The sequence below is a fragment of the Hyphomicrobiales bacterium genome (assembly GCA_016710435.1).
Classification (GTDB): Bacteria; Pseudomonadota; Alphaproteobacteria; order Rhizobiales; family Aestuariivirgaceae; genus Aestuariivirga.
The window spans coordinates 1-13,793 of the sequence record JADJVV010000010.1; the positions used below are offsets into that span (position 1 = coordinate 1).

At 59.3% G+C, this 13,793-nt stretch carries 16 protein-coding genes; 1 reads left to right on the forward strand and 15 read right to left on the reverse strand.

Annotated elements, in window-relative coordinates; genetic code table 11:
• Positions 1-855: 855 nt before the first annotated feature.
• The 6 genes from IPM06_17985 to IPM06_18010 form a co-directional block, all read right to left on the reverse strand.
• Positions 856-1,248 (reverse strand): hypothetical protein, encoded by a 393-nt coding sequence (locus tag IPM06_17985; GenBank protein MBK8772292.1) that lies wholly within the window; start codon positions 1,246-1,248, stop codon positions 856-858.
• A gap of 410 nt (positions 1,249-1,658) precedes the next feature.
• Positions 1,659-1,919, reverse strand: coding sequence for a hypothetical protein (locus tag IPM06_17990; protein MBK8772293.1), 261 nt, complete (start codon positions 1,917-1,919; stop codon positions 1,659-1,661).
• 249 nt (positions 1,920-2,168) lie between these two features.
• Complete coding sequence (locus IPM06_17995) at positions 2,169-2,606, reverse strand: hypothetical protein (GenBank protein ID MBK8772294.1); 438 nt, start codon at positions 2,604-2,606, stop codon at positions 2,169-2,171.
• Positions 2,607-2,688: 82 nt separating this feature from the next.
• Complete coding sequence (locus IPM06_18000) at positions 2,689-3,198, reverse strand: hypothetical protein (GenBank protein MBK8772295.1); 510 nt, start codon at positions 3,196-3,198, stop codon at positions 2,689-2,691.
• Entirely contained in the window at positions 3,195-3,518 is a 324-nt protein-coding gene (locus tag IPM06_18005) for a hypothetical protein (GenBank protein ID MBK8772296.1), read from the reverse strand. The genes IPM06_18000 and IPM06_18005 overlap by 4 nt, the downstream gene beginning before the upstream one ends.
• A complete protein-coding gene (locus IPM06_18010; protein MBK8772297.1) occupies positions 3,515-4,432 on the reverse strand; it encodes a hypothetical protein in 918 nt (305 codons plus the stop codon). The genes IPM06_18005 and IPM06_18010 overlap by 4 nt, the downstream gene beginning before the upstream one ends.
• Positions 4,433-4,463: 31 nt before the next feature.
• Between IPM06_18010 and IPM06_18015 the strand changes: the two genes are divergently transcribed.
• Complete coding sequence (locus IPM06_18015; protein ID MBK8772298.1) at positions 4,464-4,649, forward strand: hypothetical protein; 186 nt, start codon at positions 4,464-4,466, stop codon at positions 4,647-4,649.
• Here the strand turns inward: IPM06_18015 and IPM06_18020 are convergent.
• The 9 genes from IPM06_18020 to IPM06_18060 form a co-directional block, all read right to left on the reverse strand.
• Positions 4,628-7,036, reverse strand: a complete 2,409-nt coding sequence (locus IPM06_18020; GenBank protein ID MBK8772299.1) for a hypothetical protein — start codon at positions 7,034-7,036, stop codon at positions 4,628-4,630. The genes IPM06_18015 and IPM06_18020 overlap by 22 nt on opposite strands.
• Positions 7,036-8,481 (reverse strand): hypothetical protein, encoded by a 1,446-nt coding sequence (locus IPM06_18025; protein ID MBK8772300.1) that lies wholly within the window; start codon positions 8,479-8,481, stop codon positions 7,036-7,038. The genes IPM06_18020 and IPM06_18025 overlap by 1 nt, the downstream gene beginning before the upstream one ends.
• Positions 8,482-8,484: 3 nt before the next feature.
• Positions 8,485-9,315 carry a hypothetical protein gene (locus tag IPM06_18030; protein ID MBK8772301.1) on the reverse strand — a complete coding sequence of 277 codons (831 nt, stop codon included), beginning with the start codon at positions 9,313-9,315 and terminating at the stop codon, positions 8,485-8,487.
• A gap of 35 nt (positions 9,316-9,350) precedes the next feature.
• Positions 9,351-9,986 carry a hypothetical protein gene (locus IPM06_18035; GenBank protein ID MBK8772302.1) on the reverse strand — a complete coding sequence of 212 codons (636 nt, stop codon included), beginning with the start codon at positions 9,984-9,986 and terminating at the stop codon, positions 9,351-9,353.
• A gap of 11 nt (positions 9,987-9,997) precedes the next feature.
• Complete coding sequence (locus tag IPM06_18040; GenBank protein ID MBK8772303.1) at positions 9,998-10,612, reverse strand: hypothetical protein; 615 nt, start codon at positions 10,610-10,612, stop codon at positions 9,998-10,000.
• A complete protein-coding gene (locus IPM06_18045; GenBank protein ID MBK8772304.1) occupies positions 10,612-11,949 on the reverse strand; it encodes a hypothetical protein in 1,338 nt (445 codons plus the stop codon). Before IPM06_18045 ends, IPM06_18040 begins: the two co-directional genes overlap by 1 nt.
• Positions 11,950-12,032: 83 nt before the next feature.
• Entirely contained in the window at positions 12,033-12,386 is a 354-nt protein-coding gene (locus tag IPM06_18050) for a hypothetical protein (protein ID MBK8772305.1), read from the reverse strand.
• The gene (locus IPM06_18055) at positions 12,325-12,579 is read right to left on the reverse strand and encodes a hypothetical protein (GenBank protein MBK8772306.1); all 255 of its coding nucleotides are present in this window, start codon (positions 12,577-12,579) and stop codon (positions 12,325-12,327) included. Before IPM06_18055 ends, IPM06_18050 begins: the two co-directional genes overlap by 62 nt.
• Before the next feature lie 57 nt (positions 12,580-12,636).
• Positions 12,637-13,761 carry a DUF4043 family protein gene (locus IPM06_18060; protein MBK8772307.1) on the reverse strand — a complete coding sequence of 375 codons (1,125 nt, stop codon included), beginning with the start codon at positions 13,759-13,761 and terminating at the stop codon, positions 12,637-12,639.
• Positions 13,762-13,793 lie beyond the last annotated feature (32 nt).

Here is a 13,793-nt window from a genome sequence, read left to right on the forward strand (position 1 = left end):
TTCCAATGTCGCAATCCGGCCGGTGTTCTGGCCTGATTCTTTCATGGAGTTCAGTGAGTAAGCGCGTATTCTGTAATTGCCGTCTGCAAGATTTCTTGTAGCGGCATTCATCGGTGTCCTGTCTCCAAGGCTCTAAAGGGAGGAGGGACGGCACTAGAATTGGTTTTTCAGTATTGAAATCCGAAACAGACTGCTCGCGCCGATGGCACCTCCAGCAAGGCCGTACTTTTCAGGATTTCAATGAGGCTATCGTCGAAAAACGACATAGTCACAGAGCTCCTTCCGCCAGCAGTGCCGCTCGTCTGATCCCAGGTATTTAATGCCGGGGATGCCTGCTTCGCGCAAAGCTTTAGTCGTCTCCGCGTCTACTGCGTTTCCTGAGAATATAAGAAGGTGTTGCGACGCCACCTTCGTACTGCAAATCTTGGCTGCGAACTGGACCATCAGCAAAGCGACCAGCAAGAGCGTTGCGCGCTTTTTCACTTTGCTGTCTTAGCGGCTTATCCCAATCTAGGAAATCTTCAGGGTTGGCGTTAATGCGGACTTGATACATGTGGCCGGGAGGGGCTAGTTCTATATTTGGCCTCCGATTTCGCAGAAGTTCATCATATTGCGCGCGGTACTTTGCAGCCATTTTTCATCTGAAACATGCCGTGCTCTGCGTCCCTGATCATCATGGCAAGTTCTCGTTTGAGCATTGGCACATCCATTTACCTACCAGAACGCACGTCTGAACCTTTTAATTGAGACAAAAGACGCTGTTGAACTTCTGTCGGTGGCTGATCACCTGTCCACCGGACAGCATCGTCATAGCTTCCAAGTTGGTCCCTATAGCTCCTCGCCACCCCTTCATTCTCAGCAAAATACAGCCCATGGCCATAAGCCTGAGCCCCCTTCACCAGTTCCGATCTTATCGAGTGAGAACTTATCAAAATCATGAGGGCTCCCGTGATAGGCTGTAATGCCTGGACGTGCGTTTTCACCTGCAACTGCCGCTCCCATGAGGAAGGCTGCGGTGTCGGAAAGGAGCTCTCCATCGATGATGGGCCCACTTTCACGCACCCACCGAAGCGCGTCTTCCGCTGTGGATGCGACCGGCTCTTGCAGGTATCCGTAGCCGGGATGCGGCAGGTTGTTGGCGGCGTAGTACTGCTCCAGAATCGTCGGCTGCTGAAGGGGCCCCAGTGCAGCTCCTGCCGTTCCTTTGAGGGCATTCGACCCGAACCCTGTCCACAGCAGCGTTTCCATGTCCGACAGGTTTTCGGTGCCTCGGATCAGGGATACCCAGCCGCCGGTCTTCGGTATAGGAGTTCTGAGCCAGCCGCTGCAGCGTTGATGGGCTCCGTCACGGCCGCCGGCCATGCAAAGCCAAAGCTTTCAGACCGGTCTGGATTGGCGTAGGTGCCAAACGGTGCCAGTGTTGACCTGAACGCCAGCGGCCGGTCATCGACCGCGTTTGGCTGCATCAAAGCGTTGAAGGTGTGGCCTCTGAAAGTTCCTGCCATGGTCTAACCCTTCGCTGGGCAGATCGCATCATAGGCGCGGTTGTGCCGACCACTTGCCGTTTCGTCGGCTCGGTGTCGGCCTTTGCTGGCACCGATCGGCTTGAAACACCTTGCACGACGCGTCAGTCACGAAAGTATTTGTCGCGCAGCCGGTCAGCAGGAGAGCGTCAACAGACTTGCGGGCAGCATCAGCTTTTCGGCATTGGCGTTGGCCTTCTGTTCGATTTTGGCGGCAACGCGAGACCGTTCGTCTTTTCGCAGATTATAATCGTGCATCTTCAGCCACAGAAACAGCAGCAAGCGCCGCCATGGCGAAAAACCCGGCGCGTGACATAAGAATCCCACGCAGCAGAAGCCACATCCCTTTAGGCCCCCGCTCGGAGTTGAACGGCCTTCAGCCGCATCTTCGACCATGTAGCCCTGGACCAGTTGGAGACCGACAAAAGGACCATGAGCCAGCCCACAACGCCCAGTCTGCCAAGGCTGGAAAATACCGGATTGAGCTGCACTGAGGTTCTCCTGTAAGGCTGGAATGTCAGGGCATGGAAAGACCCGCCTCGTTTTGAAGCAAGACCGAGGGCAGGGACACCAACAAGCCATCTCTTGATGAAGCTTATGATGCTCCATTTTCGAGACTGCGTTTTCATCGTCTCAACCCGTGTTTCAGGCTTGGGCGACGGCAGCGGGTTGTCCGGGCGAACGCTGCCGGTTCTTCCTTGAGTTCGGCGGGTTCCGCCACCGCAACAGTGGCAACCGCCCCAAGCACAAAGCGCGAGCTGCGGCCCACTGCTCATCGGTCATGGGGTATGGTCTGCCAGCCTCTTGCAACGCCATGGCCTTGGCGATTGCGATGGCAACCTGTGGATTTTTCAAAAGATCGGCCGTCAACATCGTGTCGGCCGTGACGCCGCCGTTTTTTTCCAGCACTTTGATGTAGGTTGAGGCATAGTATCCGCCGCACCATTTTTCGATGGCCTTGCGGATCGTGCGGCCGGTGTAATTCGGAGACGAAAGCAAATGGAACTGAGCGGCGGCGCCCTTCACTGGATCATCGAAGCAAGCTATCTTATGCACACCGTCCTTGCTTGTCAGTTTCTCCATCTTTACCGCCCCGAACTTTTTCGCGCTCGGTCCCGGATACATCGCTCCGGGGTTGTTCGTTCGGATTGATGCTGGAATCATCTCACACCCCGCCGCTTTCGATCTTTGCCGCCGCTTTCAGCATATCGTCGATCTTCGCCTTGCTTTCTGCGTTCTCAGCCTCGATTGCGGCCATCCGCTCGTTCAAGGCGGCTACTTCCTCGTTTGAAAGCGCCGCGCCCTGCTGCGCCGGTCGTTCGCGTGCAGGGAGCGGCTTTAATTTCACGGCGCGCCGGGCCGCCTCAGTCTCAAGCCTCGCCTTTTCCTCAAAGAACACCGGCAAAACCCACCCGTAATCGGCTTCGAAGTCGGCTTTGGAGATCAGCTTATTGCCCGGCTTGATGTTCGGACGGCTGAACGGCTGCGTGATGATCTCACGATATTCGATGTAGCCCTGCCCCGTCTCAGGGTTGAACTCGACGAAGTTAACATCGTCCCAAGGCGTGGACGGATCGCCATCGAACACAGACCAATCGAGATCGGGAAGCCTGATGCCGGTTCCATCGGCATAAACGGTCTTATCGGGAACATTGATGGTGATGATCTGTGTCATTGTTTCGGGGCCTCGATGGTTTTCATTTCGTTAGCCTTGGCGAGTTCGCGCGCTCTCACGTCTGGATCGAAAATCATGCTGCCGAGCCGTTCAACGTCGGCAGCGGCATGGTGCGCCTTGCGGGAGGCTTCAAGCGTCAGAAGATAGGAAAGCTCGAAGCAACAGCCCCACTTGTCCATGGGGGCCCCGCTCTGTGGATGTGTCCCTTGAATGTTGGTCCAAGCGTCGGTGCACTTGCCGTCCACAACAAGCTGCCGGCAGCTTTTCTCAAAACCGGAAAACCGGCACAGCTTTTCTTTCGGAGGAAACATATCCGTCATGCCTTCTGCCCTATGTTCACGCTGGCGTATTTCACCGCCATGTTGAAAGCGTTCATGATGAGGGAATGAGCGTGACCCGTGCTCGAACCGGCAGAGCCCGTCGTGCCGGTATTCGGCTTGATCGTCACATCAGAACCTGCAGCTACAGTCACAGACCCGGCCGCACTGGAATCGCTGTGATCATGGACGGCAAGATTTGCGATCGAAAGCCCCGAGCTTCCAACCGTGCCGGTCAATGTCTGTGATGCGAACAGGGTTGAGAAGGCCACGCTGCCGCCTGTCGCCGGCGTGCCGGTCGTGAACCTCAACGCCGCATCGTTGTAGGCCGCCCCGGTTTCGAGCGTCCATCCTGTCGGAGGAGTGCCCTGGAATAGAACCCTTGCGCCGGCCGAAAACATACCCGGCAGTCCTCCATTCGACAGCATATCGGTCTGCAAGTCCGCCCATGTTATGCCGCGATTTCCGGCGTTCGCCGCACTCCAATGCGCAAACGTGTCGCCAGAGGCAAGGTTTGTTATGGCTGATAGGGCGTTGGCGTTGCGGGTATAACGCACGTCGGCTGCGTCTTGGGTGAGAAACGACCCGCCGCCGCCTGATGACGCGATCACCGCGCCCTTGCAGTTGTCGTGCTCGGCAATCGTCACGCCGGCAGAAGTCTTGATCGTGACCTTGTAAGACTCGTCATTTGTGTAGACGAGCGTCTTTGTGCTTCCGCCAAGCGACGTGACAGGATAGCCTGCGGAATCGGTGTAGACGGTCGACCCCAGGGACACGGTGAGATCGGCGTCGGCGAACACGCTTTTGGGCGTATCGGTCCCGGCTTCCCGGAATTGGACGGTCGCGCCGGAATAGGGAGTCCCGGAGGTATCGACCAGTCTTTGACCGGGTGCGAAGACCGCTGTAGCGTTGGCCATGTGCAGGCGTTCCTAATGTCAAGGATGGAACGTGAAAAACCCGGAACGCTGGGGACAGGTATTCGTCATCACGGCAACGACCCTCGCCATGGCCGTGCTCGGCTTATGGCTCAAATGGGTACGAGAGACGGAACGCTTGGATTACTTCGCGGTATACTGCCTGATCATCGGCTTCCTGATCTGGAAGTATTGGGACTATCGGCCGCCGCCTCTTTGACCATTGTAGAGCGCCTGCCCCGAGCCGGTAATGGCCGGCGTCACGTTGGGGCGGGATGGTTTGATGCCTCGTGCAAGAGCGCGACGGGCCACGACAGCCCCATAGGAATCCACCAGCCCAAGCTTGCTCGCGGCAGCGTTAATGACGAGTCCGGCCGCCCGATTGGTCATGAGCGAATTGGTGATTCTGCCGATGGCTTCACGCGCGAAACTATCAACGCCGTAGCTTGATCCTGATGCGTTCGGCGGCTTGTAGGCGATGGCATCAACGGCCCGCGCAAACCGCCGGATTTCCGTGAATTCCTCAGGCGAAAACAACGTGGCCATCACAGACCGCTGCTGCGTCATGGCTTCTTTCATGGTGCTCGACAACTGCAACGGGTTCATGGTTTCCCCGTTCTTGCCGGTCACGAGGCGCGACCAATAGGCAAGCCGGACATCGTTCCAGGCTTGGGTGGCTTCCTCTTTTGGAAGAAACCGGTCAAACGCCGTCTTGATATTCTTCAGCGTCGCAACGCTGTTCTGCGTTATGGTACGAGACCCTTTCGAGCCGAACAACTCCTGAATGACAGACTCGCCGCTATCGACCTTGGCAGGGTCAAGAATGGCCCCGATGCGCCGCGCGGCGGCTGTCTTCGCACCATCTGCGGCTTGAGGCTCGAAGATGCTATGCACGTCCTTTGTAAACCCGCGCGCCTTGACGAGTTTCAAAGCCGCTTCCGGATCACCAGCCAAAAGCTTCTTTTCGGCGGAGACCGTGATCCAGTCGTTAAACCCTTCATAAATGGCCTTGCTGGCTGCTTTGTCGGCGGTGTTATCTGCGGATTTGTAGAGTTCGAACAGATTGCGGCGCATCTGATCGACGTTCTTGGTCGGCGAGTTCGCGACCCATCCAGCGGCCTTCTCCGGCGCCTCCCCGGCTATGATGCGCTGAACCTCTTGGGCCATTTCGAATGCGGCCGGATTCGCCCGTTCATTGATCATCCGTCCGCCAAGCTTATTGTTGAGAATGTCCGGCAGCTCTTTGGCAGCCTCTGGCGTTATCTCAAGGCTTGTCGCCCCCCTCCAAGCGTCGTCTTCCAAGCTCTCAGCCGATTTGCGCGCGCCTTGCAACGCAGCCTGAATATCTTCTCCAATGGGTTTTGGATCGGCCCCTATCAGGCTATCGCCCGCCTTTCGATGCGGGGCGACCATGGCCCCAATGCTCGGCTGGCTTGCCGACGGGTTGCCCCCCATAGCCGCTTTGCGCAACTCATCTTTCTGAAGAATGTCAAAGGCTTCTTTTTCAGAGCGCGCCTTGTCGCCGTACTTGCCCCACAGCATGGCCTCCTCGGTATGAAGAAGGTCTTTGCGCTTTGTCGCCTGCCCCGGTGACACCCGGATACCGAACTTGTTGGCGTCGGCTCTGACCGCAGCCTCCTGCGGATTGCCTGTTTCTGCGAACGTCTTTGCAAACGACTTGGCGAAATCCGGCGTCACGTCATTAGGATCGACACCCGCCCGCTTGGCCGCTTCGAGGCCCCTAGCCGTCAGATTGCCCGTCGCCTTGTCAACCAGCCCCGGCACGGTCACGAACTTGCGCCATAGCGCTCCTGCTGCCATCCCGGCAACGGGTCCAGCCGCACCGAATCCGGCCATGACGCCGGCCTTGAGGGGATCAACGCCCTGTTCCGAACCCTGGACGCCCGCCGCAATGTCACCGCCCAGGCTAGTCGCCCCACTAGCCGCGGCCTGCCCCAAAGCCTGAAGGCCAACACCGGCCCCTTTCAGCGCCGCTCCAGTGGCTCCGCCCGTCGCGATGTAGGGCAGTGAGCCGTAGATCGCCCTCGACACGTCCTGCGTGTCGAGGCCGGGCCGGTTCACATAGCCGCGCTGTTCCTGACCATCCGGCCCGCGCGTGACGACGACCTCGTATCCGTTGGCATCCTTCTCGCGGCGGACGAACCGATCACCAAGGTTCTTCTGAATAACGTCACCCATGCCGGCGTCGTCGGCACCGAAGATAGCGGCGTTGGCCGTAGGGTTTCCGAGTTCCTTCGGGTACTGCTCAAAGACCGTGCGTGTTCCCGCCTCCCTTGGGTCCTGACGGCCGCGGACGGAATTGACCAGCCATTCCCCCCAGCCCTCTTTCTGGCCCTCCTGCGGCGCGCTCTGGGGCGAGGCGACGCCGTTCAGCTCGGAGAACCAGTCCGAAGTCTGCGGCGGCGCGGCGGGAGCCGGTGCGGCCGGTGCAGGCCGCGGCTCGGCCGCAACCTGGCCGGTGGCTTGAGGCTGCTGGGCCTGAGGCTCGCGGCGCAACGACCAGGCCGGCGGGCCGTCCGGGCTCTTGCGCTTCGGGTCGGTCCAATCGAATGGCGCGGTGTCGTTGATCTGCGAGAACCAATCCATCAGATTCCGAACTCCCGCCGCTGAATGACGCGAAGCTGCTGTTTCAAGGACTGCGGGTCGAGCGACGGATTGCGGCTCTTCATCTCCTGAGCCGCCTGATCAAGCCGCTGGTTGATGATGCCCTGCATGTCCGACAGCGGCACCATGGCGCCGATCCGGTCGGACTTTGCCAGCGTCTGAATGGTGCGGTCATCATAGCCGTTACGCTTCAGGTAATTGTAGCGCGCCAAGGCCAGCTTGGACTGCCCAACGGCGTTCCTCATCTTGGCCTCGAACTGTGCCGGGCTATCCTTCTCGGGATCGGGCATCCCCTTGCGGATGCGGCCTTCTTCCTGAATGCCCATCGCCGCGCCGGTAATGTACTTGATGTATTCGGACAGGTTGTTGGTCGCGTTCTGTTTGAACGACGTGTAGTCCGCAAGCTTCTGCCGGTCCTCCGGCTTCATGTTTTTGCGGGTGGCCTCGAAACTATCCTGCCATGACAGGCCGTACATCTTCGCCGCCGTCTCATAGGTCTGGTACTCCGGTTTGAAGCCTTGCGCGATGCTATCGAGCCGGCCGGCGAGGTCGATCATGCCGATCGCTTTTTCATCAACGGCGTTTTCACCGGCCTTGCCAAGCGCGCCTTCCCCGCCGCCCTGAATGGAATCGAGAATGGCCTTGCCCGCCGCTGAATACTTCGGGTTGAGCAGCATCGGGCCGGCAAGGCTTTCCGCCTCTTCCCTGGTCATTTTCCCGTACGGCGTCGAATACTGCCGCGGGGCTTCCGCGGTGGGGGCCGCCGGCACAAGCGGCTGTGCCTCATCGGAGATGAGCTGCACGCCGGGCATCGGCACGGCACCGTTGAAGGACTGAGGCTGCAGCATCGGCTGCTGGGACGGGGGCTGAGGCACAGCAGGCCGGCCCCCGCCGCGGAGCCGCTCGATCAAAAGCTGCTCGATAGGATCGTTGCTCTTGTCCTCAAGAGCCTTGATCTGAGCTTCTTTATACCGGCGTTCAAGCGGGGCATTCGACAGATCGGATTGCAACGCTTGAACGCGAAGCTGCTTGGTCTGCTGCTCCAGAGGATCGAGAAACTGCCCGGCCTGAGCGGCCATCAGTTTCGGGCCAGACTTGTGGTCGAGCTCTTCCGGCGTCAGCCCATCGGCGCCATGGCGTGCCACGACGCGTTGCCACGCCGCCTGACGCTGAGGCCCGTCCTGCATCTGATCGACGGCCATGGCCGCCTTGCCGTACCATTCCAGCTCTTGACGCGCGTCCAGCTTCTGGTCGCGCCCGCGCTGGTACTGCATCTGATCCTTGCGAAGCGTCAGCTCTTCATTCTGGCGCGCGTCTTCCCTCTGCATCAGCGCATTGCGCCGGTTGGAGTCGATCGCGTTGCTGATCGGGGAAAAGTCCAGAAGCGCGTTGCGCGGCTCGATCTGAATTGCCGGAAGCTGAGGCATCGATTACGCCCCCCCTGCGATCGAGCCGGTGTACCCGCCACCACCAAACCCGCCCGGATTATAGGCCTTCAAGGCCAGGCCTCCGAGCTGCAGCAGATTGTTGGGGCCGATGCTGCGGCTGGCCGCCAGCGCATTGCCAAGGTTGACCCGGTTTCCGGCCTTGGTTGTGGCAAGATCTGTGTCAAGACCGGCCAGAGCGCCGCCGTAGTTGTAGCCCGTCGCCGCTCTCTGGCCCTGAATATTGGCGAGGTCAGAGCCCTGATTGTAGCCGTACTGAGCCGCCTTCGCGCCCTGATCGGCGTAAAGCCCGGAGATGTTCTGCGCCACGCCTAGGCCCTGCTGCTGCATTCCGCCAAGCCGGTTCATATAGCTCTCATAGTCCTGAGAGCCACGCTTCAGGTTCTCGGATGCAACCGCGTTGGCGGCATAGCCTGACCCGCTGAGCCCCCGCGCGTTCAAAGCCTGCATTAGGGCGTTGGTGGCAAACTCGGCATTCGAGGCCCGGAACGGATCGCCGCCGGCATAATCGCGCATGAATGTCTGCTGCGCCGCCCCGCCGTTGAGGCCGAGAGCGTTTCCATAGAGCGTGTTGGCCTGCTGCCCGCTCTGGGCAAACGGCTGGAGCGCTCCAACGGCCTGGCTGGTGCCGCGCTGGAGTGCCGAAAGCGCGTTGCCATAGCCGCCGGTCACATCACCGCGCGCCTGCCCATAGGCCGTTTCGGCTTTGTTGAAGCCCTGGCTGAGATTGCCGCGCGCCGCGCCGTAGCCGCTTTCCAGCATCGACGTGGAATCGGCATAGCCCCGTTTCGCGTCCTTGCGCTGATCGGTCCCCATGAATGATCCGAAGAAGCCCATTGCTCAGTCCCTCTTTATGAAAACGACGCGGCAACGGCCGCCTTCGAATAGGTCGCGGTCTGGTTCCAGGTCGCGGTGATCCCGCGCGGCGTTTCGGTTGTTGTGGTGTCGAGTGACGCAATGCTCAAACACGACAGAGGACTTCCGCCGCCGATCTGAGCGTTTTCCGTCAACCCGGACCACGTCGCGTTGGCGCCGGCGTCAGGCGTCGACAGAAACGTCACGCCGAACGCCACGCCATTTGAAACGGTATTCGTGGACACGGTGAGCACGTTTGAAGTGTTGCTTTGGGCCGCCGCCGTATCAATGGCCGCCGTGCTCTCAAGATTGTAGGCGGCGGCAACACCGATGAAGATGTTGAAGTCCGCCGCCGATTGCGTGACAACAACCGTTCCCGACGTTCCTGCCTCCACCACGGCAAGCCAGATCGAGATGTTGGCAAAGCCGGAGCTGGCGACGATTTGCGTTGCCGCAACGCCCGCAACCGTGACCGCCGTCGTGGAAGCCCCACCAGCCACACCGACAAGAATGGCCCGCCCCGCCGCGGCCGTCCCCAGCGAAATCCCCGTATAGGTATGCGTCGCCGTGCTCGTCCCATCGACGGCGCCGTCCGTGTAGACAATTGACGGCTTTGGCTTCCCGATAATCACGCACATCGCCATTATGGCAGTGTCCGCGTGAACTTCAGGCAGAACGCTAGATTAACGCACGCAGAATTAGACGAGATCGTCAGCCGCACATCATCGCCAACGGCAAAGACGTTACCGGCCGTCGCCGTCGATGTAACCTGAGACGTAGACACCGCATTGCTCAGACCCGTGATTGCAGTCGTGTTCTTCTTCGTTACCAGCGTACAGGTTCCACCCGTCGCAATCGTCGTCATGGTATTAGCCGTAAACGCAAACGGCATACTGAGACCAATGATGTAATCCTGATTGGCCGGAACTAAAATGAAGCCCGAAAGGCTGTCAACGAAACTCCATGTGCCGGTCAAACTGGCATAGGTTCCGGCCGTGGCAACTGCGGCAAGCCCGGAAACATTGGACGCCGAAATCGCCAGCCAGGTCTTAACCGCCGTGTTCGTATGCCGCGCATCGGCCGCCGCGGCTCCGGTGAAGTTCCCCGGCATCGTTCCGGCGTCGCCGGTCGCATTGAGCAGGCCATTGGCGCTGCCGACGATGCCGGAGAACAACTGATACCAGGGCTTTTCCATCTGGAGCCCCTGGCCATCCTTGGTCCTGATGAGCGGAACCGACCATTCAGGAATATTGACCATCAGGCCACCAGCTTTTCAGCATCAATGGCAATGCCGGAAATCGCTCGATCAACGCTGGCAGAAATCGCCAACCGAAGCGTGCATCCGCCGGGACCGAACATGCCGAATCGGTAATCCTTGACCCGCTTCAACCGCTGGCCTCTGGACCCCAGTGCAATACGGCGCTCCGGCCCGAATGTCTTGCCCCCGTCAATCGAGGTTGAAAGCATCAGGTGCGGGTCTGCGTCTTCGCTCAGCACGCCCTCGCCAACCCCCGCCATCACGTCCACGAACACGCCGTTGATAACAAACCCGTGCGGCGCCATGTGAATGATGGGTGGAATAACCTCCATCAGGATCGGTTCTCCGCCTTCGGTCGCGACGCGCTCATTGATGGAATACAGCCGGCCATCGGTATAATCACCGAGCAGCGTCATGCCCTGCCAGCGGGCGGCACAGCACCCGCGCCAGTTAACGCGGCCATAGCTTTTGCGTTCATGCCACCGCGCCGTGCCGATGTCATAGACGATGGTCCAGTCATCGCAGGTCCAGCATAGAAAGGCGTGGCCCGTGCTGGGCTCATTCCAGCCAAACCCGAGGATCGTGGCCTTATCGGCAACAGCGCCAATCATGCGCTCTTGCGCATAGCCTGAAATCCGCCGCGCCGAATAGCCGTCCTGGATTCTGACCGTGCCGTCATTGGCAATCCAAGCCACGATGCGATCAAGCTGGACCACGGTCTTGGCGCCCATGCAGCCAAGATTGATCGAGGCCACAGGCACGAACGGAAAGTTGCCCGTGCCGTCCGGGCTATCCGACCACCATTCAACGGTTGTCTCGCCGAAGATCATAGCGTCGCGCTCGCCGCCAAGCACATAGAGTGTGTTATCCGGCGCCTTCTGCGCCTTGCCGAAATCCGTCGCAGTGATGACCGAGCCGTTATCCTCATTCGAGATGAACACCCGGTCAAACGTGGTCGGAAACAGAAAGTACCCGTCCAACACAGACACGGATATCGGCGGCGGAAGGTCTGGGTCCGTGATGGTCGCAATCGACGTGCCGGTGATGATGTAGCCCACGCCATCAGATACCAAACAAACCTCCGGCGTCGGAGACCTCCGGTTTCTTGCCAGGAAGGCCTGGCCATCAGAAGGCAGCGTCGTGACGAGTGTCACCACCCCGAACAGATCGATTGCCGATACCTTGCGGCCGGCTACAACATAGAGGTAATCGTCCGTTTCCAACATCGCCTTGACACCTCCAGTGCCAGAGGCCGTCACCGTATTCCAGATGTCGAGCCCTGCCGGGGCATAAACGGTCCATGCCGCTTTGGCATCGTCGCCGGTATCTTCGGCCACGGCATTGATGAGCCGTGCCGATCCTTCGGCCTTGAACCTTGCTGGATTGGATTGGGTGGCGAGATTGATCGGAACGAGTGCCATCAGTAGTCCACTTGCTCGGGCTCAAGACCTGATGCGTGCTTCTTGGTATGGCGTTTGATCCGCCTCTTGATCGGCACCTCTGCGTCTTCAATATTCGTGACATTGACGATCGGCTTACCGAAAGCAGGCCCAACGTGAAGCGCAACAAGGTCGCAGACCGGGCCGAACACCAGAAGCGGGATGGCTGCATCATCCCAATATCCGATGCCGTCGCCTCTCAGCTCTTCCATCAGCTCGCTATAGCGATCCACGATCATCTGGTGATGCGGCGCGCCCGGGCTCGAATTGGCGTCAATCAGCGCCAGCTTCTCCATCACCGCGTGAGACAGTTGCAGGAGTGTCCGCGTCGCCATGGTCCTTATCCTTCTTGCGTCCGCGCTTCACTGTGGGCGCTTCCGTTTCGATCCGCTCAAAGAAACAGTTTCCAGACAGTTTCCGAACCGCCGTTTCATCCGTCACGATGTTGACGGTGCCATTTTCCCAAGTGTGGCCAAACATCTCAAACGGGCCATTGGGGCTTTCGCCGGTATATTTGAACTCTGCCATTGATCCTCCATGAAAAGCGGGGGCCGTTTTAAGCCCCCGCTCGTTTCGTCTCAGCTATCACGCGTCGGGAGCGGCGGCGCAGTAGATCGTCACCATGCCGTTGTCCTTGCGCGTACCCGAGCCGTTAGCCCAAGTGAGCTTCTCAATGCCGTGAGCCAGCTCGACGCCCTTGCCGACAACAAAGCCATAGTCGGTTTCGGTCTTGTCGGTCGGCTTGGGCATTTGCTTGTTGGCAAATGCCAAGGCCTGCTGTCCGCACAGGAACGACACGCCAACGTCAGTCGTGCCGCCGGAGCCGGCGTTGACGAGCGTGGTTTCGGCATTGACGCCCGATACCCGTCCGGCCTCGAATTCCGGAATTTCGCGGATGATCACGCCGTCATAGATGAGATCACCGTCCTGGAAAATCGGGTTCTGGTCCATGCCGGAGCCTTCACGAGCCCGAGCTTCACGGTTGGCTGCCGCGATCGTGGTGTCTTTCTTGAGGTCCCGGAAGTTGCGCGGGTGCGCGAAAAGGACAAAGTATTCCCGCCCTGACGTGTTCGACTTGAACGGCGTGATGTGCGGGTTTGCCGTTTTGGCGATGCGCTTGCCCAAGGTCACGGTGTCCGCCGTCATCTTGTCGTCAGTCGTGTCCAGCGTGGCGAGCGCCGTCGCCATGACGTTGGACGACGCGTTGGACTTGAGCTTGCCGAACAGAACGCGGTCGGAATTGTTCGTGAGCCAGGTGTTGCGGTTGCCGGCAGTCGCCGCCGAATACTTTACCCCGTCCATCTTGTGGAAGGTGTCGATGAGCTGATACTTGATGAGTTCGGAGGCCCATTCCTTGAGCAGCGGACGGGCTTCCTCAAGAAGACGCGGACCGATCTTTTCGGCTTCCTTCTTGGTCCAGGTGATGGCGTTGCGGTAGTATTCCCACGTCACATCCTGGTAGTATTGGTCCATCGCTTCCTCGCTGCCGGACAACGTGCTGTTGCCCGATACGCCATTGCCTTTCAGGCGGCCAACGAGAGGGATTCTGATCGTATAGCCGTCGCTTTCGAGATCGTTCTTGACGCAGATGATGTTCGTCAGCTCGTTGCCCATGTAGGGCTTGAAGCCTGAATCACGAACGTATTCGCGCATGAAGTCGCGCTGCCACTTGATCAGCTCCAGGCCGCTCAAGACTGTCGTAGATGCCATGGTGTTAAGACCTTCTCATGATGAGCTTTGAT

What these genes read in the sequence shown, in the direction of transcription:
- IPM06_18005 (MBK8772296.1), bottom strand. Translation starts at nt 3,518, where the DNA reads ATGACGGATATGTTTCCTCCGAAAGAAAAGCTGTGCCGGTTTTCCGGT.
- IPM06_18000 (MBK8772295.1), bottom strand. Translation starts at nt 3,198, where the DNA reads ATGACACAGATCATCACCATCAATGTTCCCGATAAGACCGTTTATGCC.
- IPM06_18040 (MBK8772303.1), bottom strand. Translation starts at nt 10,612, where the DNA reads ATGGTCAATATTCCTGAATGGTCGGTTCCGCTCATCAGGACCAAGGAT.
- IPM06_17985 (MBK8772292.1), bottom strand. Translation starts at nt 1,248, where the DNA reads ATGGAAACGCTGCTGTGGACAGGGTTCGGGTCGAATGCCCTCAAAGGA.
- IPM06_18055 (MBK8772306.1), bottom strand. Translation starts at nt 12,579, where the DNA reads ATGGCAGAGTTCAAATATACCGGCGAAAGCCCCAATGGCCCGTTTGAG.
- IPM06_17990 (MBK8772293.1), bottom strand. Translation starts at nt 1,919, where the DNA reads ATGGTCGAAGATGCGGCTGAAGGCCGTTCAACTCCGAGCGGGGGCCTA.
- IPM06_18050 (MBK8772305.1), bottom strand. Translation starts at nt 12,386, where the DNA reads ATGGCGACGCGGACACTCCTGCAACTGTCTCACGCGGTGATGGAGAAG.
- IPM06_18060 (MBK8772307.1), bottom strand. Translation starts at nt 13,761, where the DNA reads ATGGCATCTACGACAGTCTTGAGCGGCCTGGAGCTGATCAAGTGGCAG.
- IPM06_18030 (MBK8772301.1), bottom strand. Translation starts at nt 9,315, where the DNA reads ATGGGGACCGATCAGCGCAAGGACGCGAAACGGGGCTATGCCGATTCC.
- IPM06_18025 (MBK8772300.1), bottom strand. Translation starts at nt 8,481, where the DNA reads ATGCCTCAGCTTCCGGCAATTCAGATCGAGCCGCGCAACGCGCTTCTG.
- IPM06_18020 (MBK8772299.1), bottom strand. Translation starts at nt 7,036, where the DNA reads ATGGATTGGTTCTCGCAGATCAACGACACCGCGCCATTCGATTGGACC.
- IPM06_18010 (MBK8772297.1), bottom strand. Translation starts at nt 4,432, where the DNA reads ATGGCCAACGCTACAGCGGTCTTCGCACCCGGTCAAAGACTGGTCGAT.
- IPM06_17995 (MBK8772294.1), bottom strand. Translation starts at nt 2,606, where the DNA reads ATGGAGAAACTGACAAGCAAGGACGGTGTGCATAAGATAGCTTGCTTC.